This is a genomic window from Streptococcus sp. 20925_1_24 (assembly GCF_041432335.1).
Classification (GTDB): Bacteria; Bacillota; Bacilli; order Lactobacillales; family Streptococcaceae; genus Streptococcus; species Streptococcus mitis_BM.
The window spans coordinates 1-21,075 of sequence record NZ_JAPVZM010000011.1; the positions used below are offsets into that span (position 1 = coordinate 1).

Annotated in this window: 23 protein-coding genes and 2 pseudogenes; 8 read left to right on the forward strand and 17 right to left on the reverse strand. The window is 38.9% G+C overall.

Going from position 1 to position 21,075, the window contains the following annotated elements:
* Positions 1-140: 140 nt before the first annotated feature.
* From psaA to O3650_RS06560, 3 genes are read right to left on the reverse strand one after another with little or no spacing between them, the layout of a single operon-like run.
* Entirely contained in the window at positions 141-1,070 is a 930-nt protein-coding gene (psaA, locus tag O3650_RS06550) for a metal ABC transporter substrate-binding lipoprotein/adhesin PsaA (protein ID WP_000733069.1), read from the reverse strand.
* Between the two features lie 31 nt (positions 1,071-1,101).
* Positions 1,102-1,950 carry a metal ABC transporter permease gene (locus O3650_RS06555; RefSeq protein ID WP_000559791.1) on the reverse strand — a complete coding sequence of 283 codons (849 nt, stop codon included), beginning with the start codon at positions 1,948-1,950 and terminating at the stop codon, positions 1,102-1,104.
* Positions 1,947-2,669: a metal ABC transporter ATP-binding protein gene (locus O3650_RS06560; RefSeq protein ID WP_371491817.1), complete on the reverse strand. Its 723-nt coding sequence runs from the start codon at positions 2,667-2,669 to the stop codon at positions 1,947-1,949. The genes O3650_RS06555 and O3650_RS06560 overlap by 4 nt, the downstream gene beginning before the upstream one ends.
* Positions 2,670-2,846: 177 nt before the next feature.
* Between O3650_RS06560 and pepO the strand changes: the two genes are divergently transcribed.
* A complete protein-coding gene (pepO, locus tag O3650_RS06565; protein ID WP_261077319.1) occupies positions 2,847-4,739 on the forward strand; it encodes an endopeptidase PepO in 1,893 nt (630 codons plus the stop codon).
* A 232-nt stretch (positions 4,740-4,971) separates the two neighbouring features.
* Here the strand turns inward: pepO and O3650_RS06570 are convergent, their stop codons facing one another.
* Positions 4,972-5,601, reverse strand: a complete 630-nt coding sequence (locus O3650_RS06570; protein WP_371491818.1) for an MBL fold metallo-hydrolase — start codon at positions 5,599-5,601, stop codon at positions 4,972-4,974.
* 123 nt (positions 5,602-5,724) lie between these two features.
* On the reverse strand, positions 5,725-5,952 hold the full coding sequence (locus tag O3650_RS06575) for a hypothetical protein (RefSeq protein ID WP_308301159.1): 228 nt from the start codon (positions 5,950-5,952) through the stop codon (positions 5,725-5,727).
* A gap of 379 nt (positions 5,953-6,331) precedes the next feature.
* Between O3650_RS06575 and O3650_RS06580 the strand changes: the two genes are divergently transcribed.
* The gene (locus O3650_RS06580; RefSeq protein WP_269798492.1) at positions 6,332-8,554 is read left to right on the forward strand and encodes a bifunctional (p)ppGpp synthetase/guanosine-3',5'-bis(diphosphate) 3'-pyrophosphohydrolase; all 2,223 of its coding nucleotides are present in this window, start codon (positions 6,332-6,334) and stop codon (positions 8,552-8,554) included.
* Positions 8,555-8,583: 29 nt separating this feature from the next.
* Entirely contained in the window at positions 8,584-9,027 is a 444-nt protein-coding gene (dtd, locus tag O3650_RS06585) for a D-aminoacyl-tRNA deacylase (protein WP_016397432.1), read from the forward strand.
* Positions 9,028-9,065: 38 nt separating this feature from the next.
* Here the strand turns inward: dtd and O3650_RS06590 are convergent, their stop codons facing one another.
* The 3 genes from O3650_RS06590 to O3650_RS06600 all read right to left on the reverse strand — a co-directional run bounded on the left by O3650_RS06590 (position 9,066) and on the right by O3650_RS06600 (position 11,258).
* On the reverse strand, positions 9,066-9,479 hold the full coding sequence (locus tag O3650_RS06590) for a hypothetical protein (protein WP_078465556.1): 414 nt from the start codon (positions 9,477-9,479) through the stop codon (positions 9,066-9,068).
* Positions 9,480-9,755: 276 nt separating this feature from the next.
* On the reverse strand, positions 9,756-10,973 hold the full coding sequence (locus tag O3650_RS06595) for a tyrosine-type recombinase/integrase (RefSeq protein WP_371491819.1): 1,218 nt from the start codon (positions 10,971-10,973) through the stop codon (positions 9,756-9,758).
* Between the two features lie 81 nt (positions 10,974-11,054).
* Positions 11,055-11,258, reverse strand: coding sequence for an excisionase (locus tag O3650_RS06600; protein WP_000814511.1), 204 nt, complete (start codon positions 11,256-11,258; stop codon positions 11,055-11,057).
* Between O3650_RS06600 and O3650_RS06605 the strand changes: the two are divergent.
* Positions 11,242-11,491 (forward strand): annotated as a pseudogene (locus O3650_RS06605) (hypothetical protein). The gene O3650_RS06600 and the pseudogene O3650_RS06605 sit on opposite strands and share 17 nt — an antisense overlap.
* 224 nt (positions 11,492-11,715) lie before the next feature.
* On the opposite strand, the gene O3650_RS06610 reads toward O3650_RS06605, so the two are convergent.
* Complete coding sequence (locus tag O3650_RS06610) at positions 11,716-11,946, reverse strand: helix-turn-helix domain-containing protein (protein WP_000857133.1); 231 nt, start codon at positions 11,944-11,946, stop codon at positions 11,716-11,718.
* Positions 11,943-12,365, reverse strand: coding sequence for a sigma-70 family RNA polymerase sigma factor (locus O3650_RS06615; RefSeq protein ID WP_100104352.1), 423 nt, complete (start codon positions 12,363-12,365; stop codon positions 11,943-11,945). Before O3650_RS06615 ends, O3650_RS06610 begins: the two co-directional genes overlap by 4 nt.
* 504 nt (positions 12,366-12,869) lie before the next feature.
* Here O3650_RS06615 and O3650_RS06620 point away from each other — a divergent pair.
* Positions 12,870-13,223 (forward strand): helix-turn-helix transcriptional regulator, encoded by a 354-nt coding sequence (locus O3650_RS06620; protein WP_001227347.1) that lies wholly within the window; start codon positions 12,870-12,872, stop codon positions 13,221-13,223.
* A gap of 59 nt (positions 13,224-13,282) precedes the next feature.
* Here the strand turns inward: O3650_RS06620 and O3650_RS06625 are convergent, their stop codons facing one another.
* On the reverse strand, positions 13,283-13,474 hold the full coding sequence (locus O3650_RS06625; protein WP_001860868.1) for a cysteine-rich KTR domain-containing protein: 192 nt from the start codon (positions 13,472-13,474) through the stop codon (positions 13,283-13,285).
* A gap of 521 nt (positions 13,475-13,995) precedes the next feature.
* Between O3650_RS06625 and O3650_RS06630 the strand changes: the two genes are divergently transcribed.
* From O3650_RS06630 to msr(D), 3 genes are all read left to right on the forward strand, one after another.
* Positions 13,996-14,166, forward strand: coding sequence for a hypothetical protein (locus O3650_RS06630; RefSeq protein WP_000873143.1), 171 nt, complete (start codon positions 13,996-13,998; stop codon positions 14,164-14,166).
* Positions 14,167-14,551: 385 nt separating this feature from the next.
* Positions 14,552-15,769: a macrolide efflux MFS transporter Mef(A) gene (gene mef(A) / locus O3650_RS06635; protein WP_000417519.1), complete on the forward strand. Its 1,218-nt coding sequence runs from the start codon at positions 14,552-14,554 to the stop codon at positions 15,767-15,769.
* 119 nt (positions 15,770-15,888) lie between these two features.
* On the forward strand, positions 15,889-17,352 hold the full coding sequence (gene msr(D) / locus O3650_RS06640) for an ABC-F type ribosomal protection protein Msr(D) (protein ID WP_000420313.1): 1,464 nt from the start codon (positions 15,889-15,891) through the stop codon (positions 17,350-17,352).
* Between the two features lie 117 nt (positions 17,353-17,469).
* On the opposite strand, the gene O3650_RS06645 is transcribed toward msr(D), so the two are convergent.
* The 6 genes and pseudogenes from O3650_RS06645 to O3650_RS06670 form a co-directional block, all read right to left on the reverse strand.
* On the reverse strand, positions 17,470-17,769 hold the full coding sequence (locus O3650_RS06645) for a DUF5960 family protein (protein ID WP_001072467.1): 300 nt from the start codon (positions 17,767-17,769) through the stop codon (positions 17,470-17,472).
* Complete coding sequence (locus O3650_RS06650; RefSeq protein WP_000567222.1) at positions 17,756-18,124, reverse strand: hypothetical protein; 369 nt, start codon at positions 18,122-18,124, stop codon at positions 17,756-17,758. The genes O3650_RS06645 and O3650_RS06650 overlap by 14 nt, the downstream gene beginning before the upstream one ends.
* A gap of 12 nt (positions 18,125-18,136) precedes the next feature.
* Positions 18,137-18,472, reverse strand: a complete 336-nt coding sequence (locus O3650_RS06655; RefSeq protein ID WP_000806926.1) for a hypothetical protein — start codon at positions 18,470-18,472, stop codon at positions 18,137-18,139.
* On the reverse strand, positions 18,469-18,714 hold the full coding sequence (locus O3650_RS06660; RefSeq protein WP_001813542.1) for a hypothetical protein: 246 nt from the start codon (positions 18,712-18,714) through the stop codon (positions 18,469-18,471). The genes O3650_RS06655 and O3650_RS06660 overlap by 4 nt, the downstream gene beginning before the upstream one ends.
* Before the next feature lie 363 nt (positions 18,715-19,077).
* A complete protein-coding gene (gene tet(M) / locus O3650_RS06665; protein ID WP_000691729.1) occupies positions 19,078-20,997 on the reverse strand; it encodes a tetracycline resistance ribosomal protection protein Tet(M) in 1,920 nt (639 codons plus the stop codon).
* 15 nt (positions 20,998-21,012) lie between these two features.
* Positions 21,013-21,060 (reverse strand): annotated as a pseudogene (locus tag O3650_RS06670) (hypothetical protein); the annotation flags it as partial.
* Positions 21,061-21,075: the final 15 nt, after the last annotated feature.

The window sequence follows — 21,075 nt, forward strand, 5'->3', positions numbered from 1 at the left end:
TGTGAGAATGACGTTTTTCAGAGTCTTATACTCAATGAAAATCAAAGAGCAAACTAAGAAGCTAGCCACAGGTTGCTCAAAACACTGTTTTGAGGTTGCAGATGGAAGCTGACGTAGTTTGAAGAGATTTTCGAAGAGTATTATTTTGCCAATCCTTCAGCAATCTTGTCAAGGTTGTATTTCATCATGTTGTAGTAGCTGTCGCCTTCTTTACCTTGTTCTGCGATAGAGTCAGTAAAGATTTGTGCGTAGATTGGGATATTTGTATCTTGTGAGACAGTCTTCATTGGACGGTCATCTACACTTGATTCTACAAAGAGTGATGGAACTTTTGTTTGGCGAAGTTTTTCAACCAAGGTCTTGATTTGTTCAGGTGTTCCTTCTTCTTCAGTATTGATTTCCCAGATGTAGGCACTTGGGACACCATAGGCTTTAGAGAAGTATTTGAATGCTCCTTCGCTGGTTACAATGAGTTTCTTTTCAGCAGGGATGTTATTAAATTTATCCTTACTTTCTTTATCAAGTTTGTCTAACTTATCAGTATATTCTTTGAGATTTTTTTCATAGAATTCCTTGTTGTTAGGATCTTTAGCGCTCAATTGTTTGGCGATATTTTTAGCAAAGATAATTCCATTTTCAAGGTTAAGCCAAGCGTGTGGGTCTTCTTTACCTTTTTCATTTTTTCCTTCAAGGTAGATAACATCAACGCCTTCGCTGACTGCAAAGTAGTCTTTGTTTTCAGTTTTCTTAGCATTTTCTACCAATTTGCTAAACCAAGCATTGCCACCTGTTTCAAGGTTGATACCGTTATAGAAAATGAGGTCAGCCTCAGAAGTTTTCTTAACATCTTCAGGGAGTGGTTCGTATTCGTGTGGGTCTTGTCCAATCGGAACGATACTGTGAAGATCAATCTTGTCACCAGCAATATTTTTAGTAATATCAGCGATGATTGAGTTTGTAGCAACAACTTTTAGTTTTTGACCAGAAGCTGCATCTTTTTTTCCGCTAGCACATGCTACAAGAGCAATAACGGAAAGAAAGAGAACGAGTAATGTACCTAATTTTTTCATTAGATCCTCCAATTTATTGGGGTTTTGCCCCTTATTTTAACAAATGTTTATTTTTCAGTTTCAAATATCGTTGTTTAGGAGAGATAAAGAAACTGATTAAGAAGAAGCTAGCAGCTGTAAGTACGATGCTAGAACCAGCTGCTAAGTTTAAACTATAGCCAATAAAGAGTCCCAAAACTGAAGCTGTAGCTCCAAAGGTTGAGGAAAGGAAAATCATACTTTTCAGGCTATTAGCATACAGATAAGCAGTTGCAGCTGGGGTAATCAGCATGGCTACAATCAGGATAGTTCCAACACTTTGCATGGCTGTCACAGACACGAGAGTCAGGAGTATCATGAGGAGGTAGTGATAGAAATTGACAGGCATTCCCATGGCTTTAGCCAGAAGTTCATCAAAGGAAGTTATCAAGAGTTGCTTGAAGAAAATCCAGATTAACAAGAGAATGACCGCCCCTACGCCCATAGTGATAAACATATCCGTATCTTGGACGGCTAGAATATTACCAAAAAGGATATGGAAAAGGTCAGTTGAACTTTTAGCGACACTAATCAAGATGATACCGAGGGCTAAGAAAGAAGAAAAGGTAATGCCGATGGCGGTATCGCTTTTGATAATCGAGTTCCCCTTGATGTAGGTAATGATGATAGCAGCTAGCAATCCAAAGACAATGGCTCCGATAAAGAAGTCAACTCCCAAGATAAAGGAGAGGGCTACACCTGGTAAGACAGCATGTGAAATAGCATCTCCCATGAGTGACATCCCACGTAGAATGATGAAACATCCCACAGCTCCAGCTACGACCCCGACGACAATAGCTGTTATCAAGGCATTTTGTAGGAAATGGAATTTTTGCAATCCATCGATAAATTCTGCAATCATAGGTCACCTCCATTGAAAAAGAGTCGATTACCGTAAGCTTCTTTGAGATTGGCTTCGGTAAAGGTTTCTTTGGTCGGACCAAAGGCAATCACTTCTCGATTGACAAGTAAGACTTGATCGAAGTAGTGGGAAACCTTGCTGAGGTCGTGGTGAACGATGAGAACCGTCTTACCAGCTTTTTTCAAATCTCTCAGCGTATTCATGATGATTTCCTCACTGACAGAGTCAATCCCAACAAAGGGTTCATCCAAGAGGATATAGTCGGCTTCCTGAACCAAACATCTGGCAATCAAGACCCGCTGGAACTGACCTCCAGACAGTTGACTGATTTGCCGTTCAGCATAGTCAGCTAGACCGACGATTTCAAGGGCTTCTTGCACTTTCTTCCAATGTTTAGCCTTTAAACTGTGAAAGAGAGGGATAGAGGGAAAGAGTCCTAACGAGACACATTCCTTGACCTTGATGGGAAAGTTGTAGTCGATATTGATTTTTTGTTCGACATAGGCAATTCGGTGTAAGGATTTTTTAACTTCCTTGTCATCGAGAAATGCCTGACCTTGATGTGGGATAATTCCCAGCATACCTTTTAATAATGTTGATTTCCCAGCACCGTTTGGACCAATGATTCCGGTAATTGTTGGTCCTTGGAGCACTAGTGAAATATCCTTAAGTGCCAACGTTTCTTTGTAGGAGACACTAAGGTTTTCGATACGTATCATAAACTTGTATTCCTCCTGCCTCTTAATATACATTAAAAAAAAAATTAAGTCAAGTTAATTTTTAAAAAAATTAAAATAATAACTGAAAAATGATGGAAAAGGAAAGTTCATTTTTAATTGCATTCCAAGGTAATTTTTGTTAAGCTAAAAACAAGTACAAATGAAAGCGAGAACACGATGACACGTTATCAAGATGATTTTTATGATGCAATCAATGGAGAATGGCAGAAGACAGCTGAAATCCCAGTAGATAAGTCTCAAACGGGAGGTTTTGTTGATTTAGATCAGGAAATTGAAGACCTGATGCTGGCGACAACAGACAAGTGGTTGGCAGGAGAAGAGGTGCCTGAGGATACTATCTTGGCAAACTTTGTCAAATACCACCGCCTAGTTCGCGATTTTGACAAGAGAGAAGCTGACGGTATCAAACCTGTCTTACCACTCCTTAAAGTATTCCAAGAATTAGAGACTTTTGCGGATTTTACAGCTAGACTAGCAGAGTTTGAACTTGCAGGAAAACCGAACTTCCTTCCTTTTGGTGTATCGCCAGACTTTATGGATGCTAGAATCAATGTTCTATGGGCTAGTGCTCCAAGCACAATTCTGCCAGATACGACCTACTATGCTGAAGACCATCCTCAGCGCGAAGAGCTCTTGACTCTTTGGAAAGAAAGCAGTGCAAATCTTCTCAAGGCATATGATTTCTCTGATGAAGAAATTGAAGACTTGTTAGAGAAAAGACTAGAATTGGACCGTCGAGTTGCGGCAGTGGTGCTCTCTAATGAAGAAAGTTCAGAATATGCTAAACTCTACCATCCATATTCTTATGAAGATTTCAAGAAATTTGCGCCTGCCCTACCTTTGGATGACTTCTTCCAAGCCGTTCTTGGACAAGTGCCAGACAAGGTTATTGTAGATGAGGAACGTTTCTGGCAAGCAGCAGAGCGATTCTATAGTGAAGAGGCATGGCCTCTCCTTAAGGCAACCTTAATTTTAAGTGTTGTTAATCTCTCAACCAGCTATTTAACAGAAGAAATTCGTGTCTTGTCAGGTGCCTATAGCCGTGCGCTTTCAGGAGTTCCAGAAGCCAAAGACAAGGTCAAGGCGGCTTATCAACTAGCACAAGGTCCTTTCAAACAAGCCTTGGGTCTCTGGTATGCCCATGAAAAATTCTCTCCAGAAGCCAAGGCAGACGTAGAGAAAAAAGTGGCAACCATGATTGATGTCTATAAGGAACGTTTGGCTAAAAATGACTGGCTGACTCCTGAAACTCGTGACAAGGCCATCGTCAAACTCAATGTCATCAAGCCTTATATCGGTTACCCAGAAGAATTGCCAGAACGCTACAAGGACAAGGTAGTGGATGAAACGGCTAGCCTTTTTGACAATGCTCTATCCTTTGCGCGTGTGGAAATCAAGCACAGTTGGAGCAAGTGGAACCAGCCTGTAGACTACAAGGAGTGGGGCATGCCTGCTCATATGGTCAATGCTTACTACAATCCACAGAAGAACCTAATTGTCTTTCCAGCAGCTATTTTACAAGCACCTTTCTATGACTTGCATCAGTCATCTTCTGCTAACTACGGTGGTATTGGGGCAGTTATTGCCCATGAAATTTCCCACGCCTTTGATACCAACGGAGCATCCTTTGATGAAAATGGTAGCCTCAAGGATTGGTGGACAGAGAGCGACTATGCTGCCTTCAAGGAGAAAACACAAAAAGTTATTGACCAGTTTGATGGACAGGATTCTTATGGAGCAACCATCAACGGTAAATTGACTGTATCAGAAAATGTGGCTGACTTGGGAGGAATCGCAGCAGCGCTTGAAGCAGCTAAGAGAGAACCAGACTTCTCAGCAGAAGAGTTCTTCTACAACTTCGGTCGCATCTGGCGCATGAAAGGTCGTCCAGAATTTATGAAACTTTTGGCTAGCGTCGATGTGCACGCACCAGCCAAACTCCGTGTCAATGTGCAAGTACCAAACTTCGATGATTTCTTTACAACCTATGATGTCAAAGAAGGAGACGGTATGTGGCGTTCACCAGAAGAGCGCGTGATTATTTGGTAATGCAAAAAATCTAGTCATAAGAAAAAGGCATCCAATCAGGTGTGAAAGCCTTGATAGGATGCCTTTTATAATGGAAAGAATTGCTGTATAGTTTACTTATACTCTTTGAAAATCTCTTCACCGACGTCAGCTTTATCTGCAACCTCAAAGCGGTGCTTTGAGCAACCTGCGGCTAGTTTGCTCTTTGTTTTTCATTGAGTATTAAATTGCGAAATTGATTGTCATTATTTTACTAGAAAAAAGGATTGAAGGTCTTTTCGTGAGCGATGGTAGTAGCTGGACCATGCCCTGGATAGACATCGTAGTTTGGTAGAGTGAAAAGTTGGGTTTGGATACTATGGAGAAGTTGCTCCGTACTACCAGTTGGAAGGTCGGTCCGCCCGATTGTTTCACGGAACAAAGCATCTCCTGTCAAGACTAGGTGAGCATCAGGAAAGACGATAGAAACGCCGCCGATAGAGTGACCTGGTGTTGGCAAGACGGTGAAACGAAATTCCTCTAATTGGTATTCTTTATGAAAGACAAAAGTGTGTTCAGCAGGTTTTGCGACCACATCCGCCATATCATCGTGGCGAGGTAGCCCAGAGAGATTATCGACAGGAGTGTAGAGCCAACTGGCTTCACTCTCTGCGATATAGACAGGAGGATTGCCAAAAGTCTCACGAACCAAGTCCAAGCTCATGATATGGTCATAATGGGCGTGGGTCAATAGAATGGCACAGATCGGTTTGTTGATCTTTTCTATTGTCTGACGAATGGCTTCCCAATGGCTGCCAGGATCTACCACGATAAGGTGCTTTTCACCTTCTAGGTAATAGGTGTTTTCATAGGCAACAGGATTCACGGTTTTATGGATTTTCATACTAGTTCCAATCTCAAAGAATGTACTAAGATAAGTATAGCACAGTTAGGGAGAATAGGTAAGGATTTAGAATGAACTTAAAAACCAGCATGACTGGATGAAGACAGGCTGGTTATCAATTTATCAATATTGGAGAGGTGTCAATTGCCCTTCATAGGTTGCATAAACTCCGTCATTAGCTTGTTTGATAGATGTGATGTTTAGAGTGCCACCGTAGTTAGCTTCTCGTTTATCGCTATATTCACTATAAATTATCCTATTGGGTAGGTTCTGGTCGTTAGCATAGTATTGAACGACTGTTTTTTTATAACTTTGCTGGCTGAATAGGAACAGGCAGCTAACTCCTAACACTAGGAGAGCAAAGATAGAAATAGCAGTTTTTTTCATAGGTGTTCTCCTTATAAACTAAAGGATAAAAGAAAGTATCTTGAGGATTTTAATTCTAAAATCCAGTCAAGGTACCAGTGTATGTGACACGAGTTCCACCGTTTATCTTTCGTATATTCAATGGAATTGGGGAAGTCAGAAAGTCTTTGGGTTACAATATGGTTTCCGTTTCTCTATCTCTCCTTCTATCACCTAAGTTTAAAATCTAACTTCGTAATATATTATAGACTAATAATTCAGAATTATCAAGCAATTCTGGATTATTTTTTTCCTATTCTGTTCCAATCTAGTTTTCATATTCTTAAAAAAGTGATAAAATGGTAGGAAGAATTGGAGAGTAGAGATGCCAAAAGAAGTGAATTTAACAGGCGAAGAAGTTGTCGCCTTAACCAAAGAATATTTAACGGAAGAGGATGTCCATTTTGTCCATAAGGCCTTGGTTTATGCTGTTGAATGCCACAGTGGCCAGTATCGAAAATCTGGCGAACCTTACATTATTCACCCTATCCAAGTGGCAGGTATTTTAGCCAAGCTCAAGTTGGATGCTGTAACGGTTGCCTGTGGTTTCTTGCATGATGTGGTAGAAGATACAGATGCGACCTTGGACGATTTGGAAAGAGAGTTTGGTCCCGATGTGAGGGTAATCGTCGATGGGGTTACCAAACTTGGTAAGGTCGAGTACAAATCGATCGAGGAGCAGTTGGCTGAAAATCATCGCAAGATGCTCATGGCCATGTCTGAGGACATCCGCGTTATCTTGGTCAAACTATCTGACCGCTTGCACAATATGCGGACCCTGAAACACCTTCGAAAAGACAAGCAGGAGCGCATTTCTAAAGAAACCATGGAGATCTATGCCCCACTTGCCCACCGTTTGGGGATTTCCAGTGTCAAATGGGAATTGGAAGACCTGTCTTTCCGTTATCTCAATCCGACAGAGTTTTACAAGATTACCCATATGATGAAGGAAAAGCGCAGAGAGCGTGAAGCCTTGGTGGATGAGGTAGTCACAAAATTAGAAGACTATACGACGGATCGTCACTTGAAAGGGAAGATTTACGGTCGTCCCAAGCATATTTACTCTATTTTCCGCAAAATGCAGGATAAGAGAAAACGGTTTGAGGAAATCTATGACCTAATTGCCATTCGTTGTATTTTGGATACCCAAAGTGATGTGTATGCCATGCTTGGTTACGTGCATGAACTTTGGAAACCCATGCCTGGTCGTTTCAAAGACTATATCGCTAACCGCAAGGCCAATGGTTATCAGTCTATCCATACGACTGTCTATGGGCCAAAAGGACCGATTGAGTTCCAGATTCGAACTAAAGCCATGCACGAGGTGGCTGAGTACGGGGTTGCGGCTCACTGGGCTTATAAGAAAGGTGTTAAGGGACAGGTTAACAGCAAGGAATCGGCTATTGGGATGAACTGGATCAAGGAGATGATGGAGCTTCAAGACCAGGCTGATGATGCCAAGGAATTTGTGGACTCTGTCAAGGAAAACTATTTGGCTGAGGAGATTTACGTCTTTACCCCAGATGGAGCTGTCCGTTCCCTTCCAAAAGATTCAGGACCGATTGACTTTGCCTACGAAATCCATACAAAAGTCGGGGAAAAAGCAACTGGTGCCAAGGTCAATGGCCGTATGGTTCCACTGACAACCAAGCTCAAGACAGGGGATCAGGTTGAAATTGTCACCAACCCTAACTCCTTTGGACCGAGCCGTGATTGGCTCAATATGGTCAAGACCAGCAAGGCTCGTAACAAGATTCGTCAGTTCTTTAAAAATCAAGATAAGGAATTGTCTGTCAACAAGGGTCGTGAAATGCTGATGGCTCAGTTCCAAGAAAATGGCTATGTGGCCAATAAATTCATGGACAAGCGCCACATGGACCAAGTTCTACAAAAGACTAGCTACAAGACAGAAGAATCCCTCTTTGCGGCCATCGGTTTTGGAGAAATCGGTGCTATTACCGTCTTTAACCGTCTGACTGAAAAGGAACGCCGTGAAGAAGAGCGTGCCAAGGCTAAGGCGGAAGCAGAAGAACTTGTCAAAGGTGGCGAGATCAAGGTTGAAAACAAAGAAACCCTCAAGGTCAAGCATGAGGGTGGTGTGGTCATTGAAGGAGCCTCTGGTCTCCTAGTGCGGATTGCCAAGTGTTGTAATCCTGTTCCGGGTGACGATATTGTTGGCTACATTACCAAGGGGCGTGGTGTGGCTATTCACCGTGTGGACTGTATGAACCTGCGTGCCCAAGAAAACTATGAGCAACGTCTCCTTGATGTGGAATGGGAAGACCAGTACTCTAGCTCAAATAAGGAGTATATGGCCCATATCGATATTTACGGCCTCAACCGTACAGGATTATTGAACGATGTACTGCAAGTTCTTTCAAACACAACCAAGAATATTTCAACGGTCAACGCCCAACCAACCAAGGATATGAAATTTGCTAATATCCATGTGTCCTTCGGCATTGCCAACCTCTCTACACTGACTACTGTCGTAGATAAGATTAAGAGTGTGCCAGAAGTCTATTCTGTCAAACGGACTAACGGTTAATTGCCCTAGCTCTTACTAGAAAGGCTATTATGAAAATCATTATCCAACGGGTTACAAAAGCCCAAGTAAGTATCGAAGGTCAGGTGCAGGGGAAAATCAACCAAGGCCTCTTATTGCTGGTTGGTGTTGGACCAGAGGACCAAGAGGAAGATTTGGACTATGCTGTGAGAAAGCTTGTCAATATGCGGATTTTTTCAGACGCAGAAGGCAAGATGAACCTGTCTGTCAAAGATATTGAAGGAGAACTCCTTTCTATTTCTCAGTTTACCCTCTTTGCGGATACTAAGAAAGGCAATCGTCCAGCCTTTACAGGTGCAGCCAAGCCTGATATGGCATCAGACTTCTATGACGCTTTCAATCAAAAATTAGCGCAAGAAGTACCCGTTCAGACAGGTATCTTTGGAGCGGATATGCAAGTTGAGCTGGTCAATGACGGACCAGTTACCATTATCCTAGATACTAAAAATAGATAAGAAAGACCAAGCCCAGTCGGCTTGGTTTTTCTCATCTATCATAAAATACTCCAAAATGAAATCGTTTCTTGATAGGCTTTTGGGAAGTCTCTTTTCAGTCTTTGGCTTATGCGATAGGAAGAGATGAGATGTCCTAGGATTAGGAGAGTTCCCTGAAGGAGAAGTGGCACACCACTCAAACATATCAAGGAGAGAATCATCAGGCTATCCCATAGAAGGATTTGTAAGGCAAAATGCCAGAATTTTGGTCTAATCTGGGAATAGAGGTGACTAAAGTGGTCACAAAGCTGGTTTGAAAGATAGGCCAATAGCACAGGGTGAAAGAAAATGAGCCAACCACTATAAATTAAAATCCAATCCCAAGTGAGCCCCTCTTTAAATGTCAAAAATGCCAGCATAATTCCATCGATGGCAAGGAGCTCAATGGTTTTGATGAAGATGATTTTTTTCATGCTAAAACCTCCTTTTTTCATCTGTTAGTGACGTAATATTGAATATAATTATTATACAATATTTAGTTGGAGTGTGAAAGCGTTTACTATCTTTTTTCTTTGAAACAAAGTATAAATTTCTAATTATCTTTTTATATTTTCTTAAATGCTCGTAAAGCCTTATTCTATGTGCTTTCGAGTATTTTTACTGTAGGAAGATACTTCACGTTTCTTTGCATATTTCCTCATGTCTTAGCTGTCAGAAGTGGTAAATAAGTAGTAAATTCATTTGTACTACTAAGCAACAAGACGCTCCTGTTGCTTCTCTTTATTCAAGCGTTTCATTTCTGCCATTGCAGAATCGAATGTTGCATGTGCGTAATAGTTCAGCGTCATGGCTATATTAGCATGTCCCATAATGTACTGTAATGCCTTTGGATTCATTCCTGCATTTGCATAGTTGGTACAGAATGTATGTCGCAAACTATGTGGAGTGATGTGTGGCAATTTATCCTCGTTATACTTATTGTATTTCTTAACAAGACCTTTCATCATGCCGTTGTAATCACTTGCCACTTTTGGATAGTTCTTTCTATTAAGAAAGAGGAAATCACTATATCCATCAATCTCAACACGCTTATCATTCTTTCGATTCGCTAACACTCGCTTAAATGCTTGATAGGCTTCTTCAACCATAGGAACTTGACGTTCGCCACTTTTGGTCTTTGGTGTTTCAATGTAGTACCCAATTTCAGTATCTCTCAATAGCTGATGGTCTATATTGACAAGACGATTCTCAAAATCTAAATCTGGAAGTGTCAAACCACCAAACTCTGAAATACGAAGACCTGTTTTTAAGAGTATCAGAATTTCATCATAATTTTTGCTGTAGGTTTTATCAGCTTTTGCAAAGGCTAACAGTTTTTCTTCCTGTTCTTCTGTTAGTACGGTCTTAGGGACAGTATCATCATCAAGAACTGCTTTCAGTTGAAAGTCAAATGGATTCTTCCGAACACAATCATCTTGTATAGCAATATAGAATGAAGCCTTTAAAGAACGTTTGTAGTTATTGATGGTTTGATAAGCATAACCATTTTCACTCATTCTAATAGCCCATTCTTTAGCGTCTGATGGCTTAATACTGTCAATACTTCTTACACCTAACTTGTCTTTCTTCAAAATATCCATAAGATATTTGCGTCCAGTTTCAGTGTTTTTTCTAACCTTTGGTCTTTGAGCGTTCTGTTTTGCGTAAAGCTGGCAGAGTGTCATTTTCTTTCCTACAACATCAATACCATCATGAATGTCTTTCTGTAACTCTGCGATTTTCTCTCTAAGTGAGATACAATCACGCTTTCCTGCTGGTACTAGGTCTGTAGCCACAAGTTTCCACGAGTAAACAAATTGCGGTTCTCCAAATGAATCTATATATTTGTATAAGTATCTTCCGTCTTTTCGTTGGCTCTCTCCAGTCTTTAAGATTCGACCTTTATTTTCACGTCTTTTTTCTGACATGGCATTTGCTCCTTTCCTTTATGGAAAGAGCCTTGATACGACTTAATACTATTTTATCATATACAAGACCCTTTGGCGACGCTAGATTGCGTCCAATGTATCTATAATTTTTTCAAATTGTTTTCGTTTAATCTGAATACGATTGCCATTCATAATCAGCCAATTTGCATTTTTATTTTCCTCTGCCAAGCGTCGTAGCTTGTTTTCGCCAATACGAAAATATTTTGACGCTTCTTCAATGGTTAGGGTATAACGTTCCCAAATAGGAATGTCAGTCTGCTTCATAAAATCCTCCTTTCCAAATCACTTATTTGGATTTCATAAAAGTTGTTTTACCAGCAATCGAACAGCTCTAGCAAAGCTCACGGGAGTTCCACCCCTGCATGGTTCTCATGTAGCCATACTCATTGCCTGCGACGCTTTTAACGCTCGGACTATTGACTGTATGGGAGTATCATTATCACGATAAGAAAGTCGTCGCTGGCAATCCTGCTAAAGATTGTTTTTCGGAACACTAACTGAAACGCTCGCTATCTTTAGAAGATAGGTCATGGCGGTTAGCTCCGTTGGCTCTTTTCTTATCGAAACGTATTCAATTACTTTTATTCAGTTTTCAAAGAACAATGGCTCGTTAGCCTATCAAAACACATTGAAAGCTCAATATGCTTTGATGGAATAACAAACCTCCCTGTTCGGGAAGCGTGGAATAGTATGGCACGCTTCCACGAAAAGAGAGAGGTTATTACTTAATTTCAAATGACAGAATCTTTGTAATCAGTCTGGTTTCCATTCTTCCACGTAAGACTTCATCAACGACCATACTTTGATTGCCATATTCATCTTTCATAAGTCGTAGGGAACGTTTCGTTATGTACCCTCTGTAATGATGTAGAATCTGGTTAATCGCTTCTGTATCGCCATCTGTTGCCTTTACAATGAGAGGAAAGGGAATCATAGGATATTGTGTTTTCATTCTTCAAATTCCTCCATAAACTTTTTGATTAAGGCTAGTCCACTGGTTCTATGCCGATAGACAGTAGAACGGTTCAATTTCAACAGGTCTGCAATTTCTGAATCGCTCATGTCCATAAAGTAAAACAGCAGTAGAATTTCACGTTTCTTGTCTGGCAACTCACGTAATGCTTCACTCAATAAATCATTTTCAACACCAACTGATATTCCATTGAGTGTAAAAATCTGAAAGTCAGTTGAATAGTTATCTGTTGTCGCAAACTGGCTAACAAGATAATCGCCAACATCAGAAAAGGACACTTCACGCTTTGCGATCCTTGAAAGATAAAGCAGATAATTCTTTCGCTCGTCTTCCATAGCACGTTTACAGATATAGTCAAACTGATTTTCTATTGTGGTCTGAAAAGAAGATGGTTTCATGTTTCTCACCCCCTTTCTGTCTAGGAAAGGAAGTGAGCCTTGCTCGTTTATCTCCTTTCACTCTTAGTCCCAATGTGAAAGGGGGATTTGTTGCATTACTGATAAATAAACTTTGTAAAAAAGTTCTGAATAGCCAAAAAAGCATATAAACAGATTTATTTCTCTGTTTACATGCTTCTGTTATTCTATCTATATGATTTATAAAACCACATTGGTGGACGTACTTATCTATTGCAGATAGACGACTTTTTTTGACAAGAACCCAATGTAAGGAAATTTATTGTATATGATGTACTTCATGGCGACGTTGACCTCCAACAAACCGCCATTTGGAAGTAATATACAATATTTTAACAGCGTAAATAGCACTACCATATAACGGTTTTTTTTATTGGCGTTTAGTAGTGCTTTTTATTAAATATAAACCTATAAACCATATAACACGTTTTTCTATACCTGTTTTTAATTCAGTAGGAACAATAAAATGTATAGAGGTGGTCTACTATGCGTAAAAAAGAAGATAAATATGATTTTAGAGCCTTTGGTTTAGCCATTAAAGAAGCTCGATTGAAACGAGGTTTAACTCGTGAACAAGTGGGAGCATTGATTGAAATTGACCCACGGTACTTAACTAATATTGAAAATAAAGGGCAACACCCCAGCATACAAGTTCTTTATGACCTTGTATCGTTACTTCATGTTTCCGTTGATGAATTTTTCTTACCTGCTAATAACTTGGTAAAAAGCACCCGACGATTACAGATAGAGAAATACATGGATAGCTTTACAGACAAAGAACTATCCTTAATGGAATCTTTAGCCAGCGGTATCAACGAAGCAAGAAACATCGAAGACTAATTAAAAGAATCCATACATAACGGAAAGAGCCGATAAAATGAGATTGTATTAATCTCATTTTATCGGCTCTGCGTCTTTGCGTCTGGCTCTGTAATCACAGTTACTTTGAACTGCTTTATTTCAATTAAATTTTCTTGTCTGCATTTCGGACAATAGAGGGGGAATTTTTTTAATTCAGTATCTTCCCTTATCTTTAATCGTGTTTTATTTCCACATACAGGACATGTTGAGGCGGTAAGTTTGCTAGTCAAGGAGTAAAACGACGAAGATTAGCATTTACTTCCGCCCATGCGATAGCTGTCCGTGATTGACAAGTGCTAGCACGCAGACAGAACGGAGATAGCGAACCGCTGAGTGTGTCGCTCTGCTCGTAAAAGCTTAGAAACCTTTGAACGAAAGGGATAATGAAAGCCTTGATTGCAAGGCTTTTTGCTTTATGGTGGGTAAGTATCAGAGTGAGAAAATTTTTGGAATGAGTAGAAGTGATAGCTAGAAATTATCAGTTTCTATTTCCATTTACCCTGTGGGTACGTGTTTGTTTCCATTGACAAGGAGTTTGTGGGAATAGAAATGTACCCACCTTGTTTGAATCAAGTGAAGTGTAGTTGAAGGAAATCTGTTGAAAGCAATACTTCATTTTACCGAATAAGTAATAATTTAGGCAACTTCAAATCGATTAAAAAAAACTATTTTAAAGGTTAAGAGTAGACAAAAATTGTCCACTCTTTTTTGCAAACTCAATTTATCAATAAATGAAATGAGGGAATGTAAAATGAAATATTTTGAGGTTGAGTTAGAAAATCCTGATGAATTTTTAAAACTACAAACAGAAGATTTTGTGAAAGCTAATCGCTTGCTACTAAGGAAGATAATCCAGAGCGTTACAGTCTATGAAGAAAACTTCGTCATATCCTTTAAATCTGGCATCGAATTGGAAGTATGAGTCTCATTCCATAACTTTTATATTGAACATATCATCTTTTTGTGTTATACTATAAATTGATATAAACAAAGATGTAGGAGGAACCGAAACTATGACAGCCTCAATGCGTTTAAGATAAGCTGGCAATAAAAAAAGCAGAATCTATACCCGATGATAGGCTTTTTTGTTGTGCTTATTTATACGATATTGAGCATTCATTAGTTACGGTGAGGATATTGGTTATTTAACTATACCTTTATTTAACTATGTCTTTAATATGAATGTTTCCAAATTGTATGTATGCAGACCAAAAGCCACATTGTGGGGTTTGGCCTGCATTTTTTATTGCCTAGAATGCTATTCAAAATAGAAATTCAAGCAAAATAATATGCAGGAGATAATATAAATGGAAAAATACAACAATTGGAAACGAAAATTTTATGCAATATGGGCAGGGCAAGCAGTATCATTAATCACTAGTGCCATCCTGCAAATGGCGATTATTTTTTACCTTACAGAAAAAACAGGATCTGCGATGGTCTTGTCTATGGCTTCATTAGTAGGTTTTTTACCCTATGCGATTTTGGGACCTGCCATTGGTGTGCTAGTGGATCGTCATGATAGGAAGAAGATAATGATTGGTGCCGATTTAATTATCGCAGCAGCTGGTGCAGTGCTTGCTATTGTTGCATTCTGTATGGAGCTACCTGTCTGGATGATTATGATAGTATTGTTTATCCGTAGCATTGGAACAGCTTTTCATACCCCAGCACTCAATGCGGTTACACCACTTTTAGTACCAGAAGAACAGCTAACGAAATGCGCAGGCTATAGTCAGTCTTTGCAGTCTATAAGCTATATTGTTAGTCCGGCAGTTGCAGCACTCTTATACTCCGTTTGGGATTTAAATGCTATTATTGCCATCGACGTATTGGGTGCTGTGATTGCATCTATTACGGTAGCAATTGTACGTATACCTAAGCTGGGTAATCAAGTGCAAAGTTTAGAACCAAATTTCATAAGGGAGATGAAAGAAGGAGTTGTGGTTCTGAGACAAAACAAAGGATTGTTTGCCTTATTACTCTTAGGAACACTATATACTTTTGTTTATATGCCAATCAATGCACTATTTCCTTTAATAAGCATGGAACACTTTAATGGAACGCCTGTGCATATTTCTATTACGGAAATTTCCTTTGCATTTGGGATGCTAGCAGGAGGCTTATTATTAGGAAGATTAGGGGGCTTCGAAAAGCATGTATTACTAATAACAAGTTCATTTTTTATAATGGGGACCAGTTTAGCCGTTTCGGGAATACTTCCTCCAAATGGATTTGTAATATTCGTAGTTTGCTGTGCAATAATGGGGCTTTCGGTGCCATTTTATAGCGGTGTGCAAACAGCTCTTTTTCAGGAGAAAATTAAGCCTGAATATTTAGGACGTGTATTTTCTTTGATCGGAAGTATCATGTCACTTGCTATGCCAATTGGGTTAATTCTTTCTGGATTCTTTGCTGATAAAATCGGTGTAAATCATTGGTTTTTACTATCAGGTATTTTAATTATTGGCATTGCTATAGTTTGCCAAATGATAACTGAGGTTAGAAAATTAGATTTAAAATAAACAATATTGGAGGAATATTTATGTATCTTATTTTCATGTAACTCTTCCTGCTAAAATCGCAGGGTTTTCCCTGCATACAAGCAAATGAAAGCATGCGATTATAGACAGGAGGAAATGTTATGGAATTAATATTAAAAGCAAAAGACATTCGTGTGGAATTCAAAGGACGCGATGTTTTAGATATAAATGAATTAGAAGTATATGATTATGACCGTATTGGTTTAGTAGGAGCAAATGGTGCTGGAAAAAGCACTTTACTCAGGGTACTTTTAGGAGAATTAACTCCCCCAGGATGTAAAATGAATCGTCTGGGTGAACTTGCCTATATTCCCCAGTTGGACGAAGTAACTCTGCAGGAGGAAAAAGATTTTGCACTTGTAGGCAAGCTAGGTGTTGAGCAATTAAATATACAGACTATGAGCGGTGGTGAAGAAACAAGGCTTAAAATAGCACAGGCCTTATCGGCACAGGTTCATGGTATTTTAGCGGATGAACCTACGAGCCATTTAGACCGTGAAGGAATTGATTTTCTAATAGGACAGCTAAAATATTTTACAGGTGCACTGTTAGTTATTAGCCATGACCGCTATTTTCTTGATGAAATAGTAGATAAAATATGGGAACTGAAAGATGGCAAAATCACTGAGTATTGGGGAAACTATTCTGATTATCTTCGTCAGAAAGAGGAAGAACGTAAGAGCCAAGCTGCAGAATACGAACAATTTATTGCGGAACGTGCCCGATTGGAAAGGGCTGCGGAGGAAAAGCGAAAACAGGCTCGTAAAATAGAACAGAAGGCAAAAGGTTCTTCAAAGAAAAAAAGTACTGAAGACGGAGGGCGTTTAGCTCATCAAAAATCAATAGGAAGTAAGGAAAAAAAGATGTATAATGCTGCTAAAACCCTAGAGCACAGGATTGCGGCCTTAGGAAAAGTAGAAGCTCCGGAAGGCATTCGCAGAATTCGTTTCAGGCAAAGTAAAGCATTGGAGCTCCATAATCCATACCCTATAGTCGGTGCAGAAATTAATAAAGTATTTGGGGATAAGGCTCTGTTTGAAAATGCATCTTTTCAAATTCCGTTAGGAGCAAAAGTGGCGTTAACTGGTGGTAATGGAATCGGAAAAACAACTTTAATCCAAATGATCTTAAACCATGAAGAAGGAATTTCTATTTCGCCTAAGGCAAAAATAGGTTACTTTGCACAGAATGGTTACAAGTACAACAGTAATCAGAATGTTATGGAGTTTATGCAGAAGGATTGTGACTACAATATATCAGAAATTCGTTCAGTGCTAGCATCTATGGGGTTCAAACAGAACGATATTGGAAAAAGTTTATCTGTTTTAAGCGGTGGAGAAATTATAAAATTGTTGCTTGCTAAAATGCTCATGGGTAGATATAACATCCTAATAATGGATGAACCCAGTAACTTCCTTGACATACCAAGTTTAGAGGCTTTGGAAATACTAATGAAGGAGTACACCGGAACTATCGTGTTTATCACCCACGATAAACGATTACTCGAAAATGTAGCAGATGTAGTTTATGAAATTAGAGATAAGAAAATAAATCTGAAACATTAAATTTAAGGTAGTCGCTGGTCAGTATAGTCTGTTCTGGTTGGCGACTCCATTGTTAAAGAGTATAAAGACTTTAGATTTTATGAATATTAAAAATAGGAACAGTCAATTGAACTGCTCCTATTTTTCTGCTAAATATATTGTAGTTTTCTTATATGTATAATGATAGATTAGCGGATTCTCATCTACGGTACTTACTTCAAATATGAAGAAGTGATCGCGGTTATCTCTGGACTTTTCCTTATTGAGGACAAAGTAATTCTTACGTGAAGTCGCCATTGTTTTTAGGATATCATCAGTTAGGAAGGTCAATGGAATATTCATGTTAGAGTAGCGGTAGAAGTCACGTTCAAAATCTTGGTAGCTCTCGCTATAATAGTCCATTTGTAGGTGATTACGCTGAAACTCAAGCTGATTCATAGAGCACCTCCTCGACAAGTTCAATACTAATAATGTCTTTTAATTTCAAATTGATGTGACCTGTTGTAGTTTTTATCAAAATGAAATCTTTGGTCAGACTTGGTATTGTTCCAGTGTAGGAAACACGCTTGTTTTTTTCAATCACTTGAATGCGTGTGCGTAGCTGCCCGGCGTATACTTGACTGAGGAGTAATAATTTCTTCTCTAGTGATAAGTCAGACATGTACGTTACTTTGTTTGTATCATCAGAGAGTGCTGATGCATGTTCAGATAGGAAAAAGCCCATCCATTTTTGCATCTTTGTATCCTGGTACTCTCTTGCTGATTGAAATGGTAAATATGAACGGTCAATCATATCAAATCCTTTCTATGCAGAGGCAAGGGTATTTTTATCAAATTGAATCGTAAAACCTTGAATTCCCCCACCTGTGTAACATTCTTTAAAGCGATTGATTACCTCAGTATAGATTATCACAGATGAGCTTGTTGGCTTAATGCTAAATGTAAATTCCAATGGTAATCGGTTTTCAGATTTAGCATGTACTAGTCGTATCGATATTTCAGTTGTTTTGAGTTTTCTCTGACGAAGTTTTGAAGTTGCTGTTTCAACGATTCCATGTAAAAATCTTTCAAGCATTTCAATATCATTACATCCTTTGCTACGGATTTCTGAAAATTGTACTGTATTTTTTTCTTGTTTCATTTTAATCCCTCCAATCCACCCGCGGAATGACCACCGATAAGTTTACTGCGTTCAATATTTCTGGAACCTTCAGTTAGGACGGTTCCTTTTTGTATGGCTAAAAAACCAAACTGTTCTCTGACAACATCAATAGCTGTCTGAAGTCTATTATCTTTTTCAATTTGTTCTACATCATCAAAGAGTGATAGTAGAGTATAGCTTTCATCTACGAAGCCACTATAAGATACACCAATTTGTCTCACTGCACCAGAGGTGTATTTTTTCGGAATAATACAAGTACATGACTCACCATTGTTTTGGGGAGATTTGCGGGTTCAATTTTATTCTGAGCATTTATAGATTTTTTCATCTCAGTCCTAGAATAGCCAATATGAATAGAAACGACAGTAGTCAATACTAGGGCTACTGTTCCGTTCCACAGTATCATTTAAAAATCATTTTCACACCCTTTCGTCTATTAGTATAGAAGAAAGCTCTCAGCACACAATATCCACTTGTAGTTTATAATAACTATCTCCTCCTTTACACTTTAATTCAAATCTTTATTAAAAAATATTTCATCTTATTTAACAAGAAACCATATTTATATAACAACATAAAATACACTAAGTTATTTTATTGAACATATATCGTACTTTATCTATCCGACTATTTGGACGACGGGGCTGGCAAACAGGTTCACCGGTAGTAACATGGTACCCTTTTAACTCTGTTAAACAAACACTACGTCCATTTGTAAAGAAAGTTAAATCACTACGATATTCTTGAATACACCGAGCAGGGATTTCTCCACTAAGAATGACCTCATTATTTTTCAATTGAGTGTCTACGATGTTCGCACAATATTTAGGAGCATCGGTGTATGCTCGTGAAAGATATTCCTGTGGCGCATAAATTTTAAAACTAAGATATGGCTCTAACAATTCTGTTCCAGCTTTTTTTAAGACTTGTTCCAATACAATAGGAGCAAGCATCCGAAAATCTGCTGGGGTACTAACAGGGCTATAGTATAAGCCATACTTAAAACAGATTTTACAGTCCGTCACATTCCAACCATACAATCCTTGTTCACAGCCATAGCGTATCCCTTCCATAACTGCATTTTGAAATGATTGATTTAAGTATCCAAGAGAAACCGAGCTCTCATACTGCATTCCACTTCCCAACGGAAGCGGTGATACAGATAAACCAATGGAAGCCCAGAAAGGATTCGGTGGAACTTCGATGTGAATGGTATACTCTGCTTTTTTTAACGGTCTTTCCATATAAATGACTGTAGGCTCTTTTATTTCTATCTCCACATGATACTTTTCTTGCAGCAGAGCACAAGTCACTTCCATTTGTACTTTCCCTAAGAAAGAAAGTATGATTTCATGTGTCGCAGAATCCACATAATATCGCAGAAGCGGGTCACTGTCGGAGATTTCTAAAAGTGCATCAAGTAACATTTCCCTTTGTTGAGGTTTGCTCGGTTCAACAGTCGTTTGCAGCAGAGGGAGGGGATTTTCAATTCTCTCTCTCTGTGGCAATAGCTTTGTATCTCCAAGAACACTATTTAACTTCAAAAACTCATTCTGCAAAATAACAATTTCCCCGGAATAAGCCTTATCGATTTTACATAATTCACCATTTATTGAAGTATACATTTCTGTAATTTTTATTTTTTCCTTTTCCGATATTCTAACCGAATCTCGCAAATGCAGTACGCCACTATAAAGACGTATATATGCAAGACGCTGTCTTTTTTCCGAATACTCAATTTTGAAAACTTTTCCGCAAAGTTCAGACTGACCTCGATGTGTTGATGAATAAAATTTATTCGTAATCACTTCTATAAGGTTATCAATCCCTATATTGTTTTTTGCACTTCCGTGATAAACAGGGAACAGGGAACAATTATGAAATCTTATGCTTTCCTCTTGTTCGAGTTCCAATGCTTCTAATGATTTACCGGACATATATTTCTCTAAAAGGTCATCGTTTCCCTCTATTACCGTATCCCATTGTTCAGATTCGGTAAAGTTCGTCACACACATATTAGGATACAGTTCTACCTTCTGTTTGATTACAATTTCGGCAGAAAGTTTCTCTTTAATATCCTGATAAACCGTTGATAAATCAATTCCATTTTGGTCAATCTTATTGATAAAAAAGATTGTGGGAATCCCCATTTTCCTAAGTGCATGAAATAATATACGAGTTTGTGCTTGTACGCCATCTTTTGCAGAAATCAGTAGAATTGCCCCATCTAAAACTGATAATGAACGATATACTTCTGCTAAGAAATCCATATGTCCTGGCGTGTCTATGATGTTCACCTTCGTATTTTCCCACTGAAAAGAGGTTATTCCTGTCTGAATTGTAATTCCTCTCTGACGTTCTAAAAGCGTATTATCCGTCCTCGTTGTACCTTTGTCCACGCTTCCTAATTCTGTAATCGCTCCACTGTTATATAATAAGCTTTCTGTTAAGGTAGTTTTTCCCGCATCAACATGAGCTAAAACTCCAATATTAATAATTTTCATGTGATTTTCCTCCATTCAAAAGCCCAAAAGGGCATAAAAATCCCAGTGATAAATACTCTTATCACTGGGATTTTTATG

Excerpts from the sequence above, each read along its gene's own strand:
- O3650_RS06655 (WP_000806926.1), bottom strand. The coding sequence starts at position 18,472 with ATGAAACAAGAAAAAAATACAGTACAATTTTCAGAAATCCGTAGCAAA.
- O3650_RS06620 (WP_001227347.1), top strand. The coding sequence starts at position 12,870 with ATGCGTAAAAAAGAAGATAAATATGATTTTAGAGCCTTTGGTTTAGCC.
- O3650_RS06610 (WP_000857133.1), bottom strand. The coding sequence starts at position 11,946 with ATGAAAACACAATATCCTATGATTCCCTTTCCTCTCATTGTAAAGGCA.
- O3650_RS06645 (WP_001072467.1), bottom strand. The coding sequence starts at position 17,769 with ATGAATCAGCTTGAGTTTCAGCGTAATCACCTACAAATGGACTATTAT.
- O3650_RS06580 (WP_269798492.1), top strand. The coding sequence starts at position 6,332 with ATGCCAAAAGAAGTGAATTTAACAGGCGAAGAAGTTGTCGCCTTAACC.
- O3650_RS06600 (WP_000814511.1), bottom strand. The coding sequence starts at position 11,258 with ATGAAGCAGACTGACATTCCTATTTGGGAACGTTATACCCTAACCATT.
- O3650_RS06615 (WP_100104352.1), bottom strand. The coding sequence starts at position 12,365 with ATGAAACCATCTTCTTTTCAGACCACAATAGAAAATCAGTTTGACTAT.
- O3650_RS06650 (WP_000567222.1), bottom strand. The coding sequence starts at position 18,124 with ATGATTGACCGTTCATATTTACCATTTCAATCAGCAAGAGAGTACCAG.
- dtd (WP_016397432.1), top strand. The coding sequence starts at position 8,584 with ATGAAAATCATTATCCAACGGGTTACAAAAGCCCAAGTAAGTATCGAA.
- O3650_RS06630 (WP_000873143.1), top strand. The coding sequence starts at position 13,996 with ATGAAATATTTTGAGGTTGAGTTAGAAAATCCTGATGAATTTTTAAAA.
- pepO (WP_261077319.1), top strand. The coding sequence starts at position 2,847 with ATGACACGTTATCAAGATGATTTTTATGATGCAATCAATGGAGAATGG.
- O3650_RS06590 (WP_078465556.1), bottom strand. The coding sequence starts at position 9,479 with ATGAAAAAAATCATCTTCATCAAAACCATTGAGCTCCTTGCCATCGAT.
- O3650_RS06570 (WP_371491818.1), bottom strand. The coding sequence starts at position 5,601 with ATGAAAATCCATAAAACCGTGAATCCTGTTGCCTATGAAAACACCTAT.
- psaA (WP_000733069.1), bottom strand. The coding sequence starts at position 1,070 with ATGAAAAAATTAGGTACATTACTCGTTCTCTTTCTTTCCGTTATTGCT.
- O3650_RS06560 (WP_371491817.1), bottom strand. The coding sequence starts at position 2,669 with ATGATACGTATCGAAAACCTTAGTGTCTCCTACAAAGAAACGTTGGCA.
- O3650_RS06595 (WP_371491819.1), bottom strand. The coding sequence starts at position 10,973 with ATGTCAGAAAAAAGACGTGAAAATAAAGGTCGAATCTTAAAGACTGGA.
- O3650_RS06555 (WP_000559791.1), bottom strand. The coding sequence starts at position 1,950 with ATGATTGCAGAATTTATCGATGGATTGCAAAAATTCCATTTCCTACAA.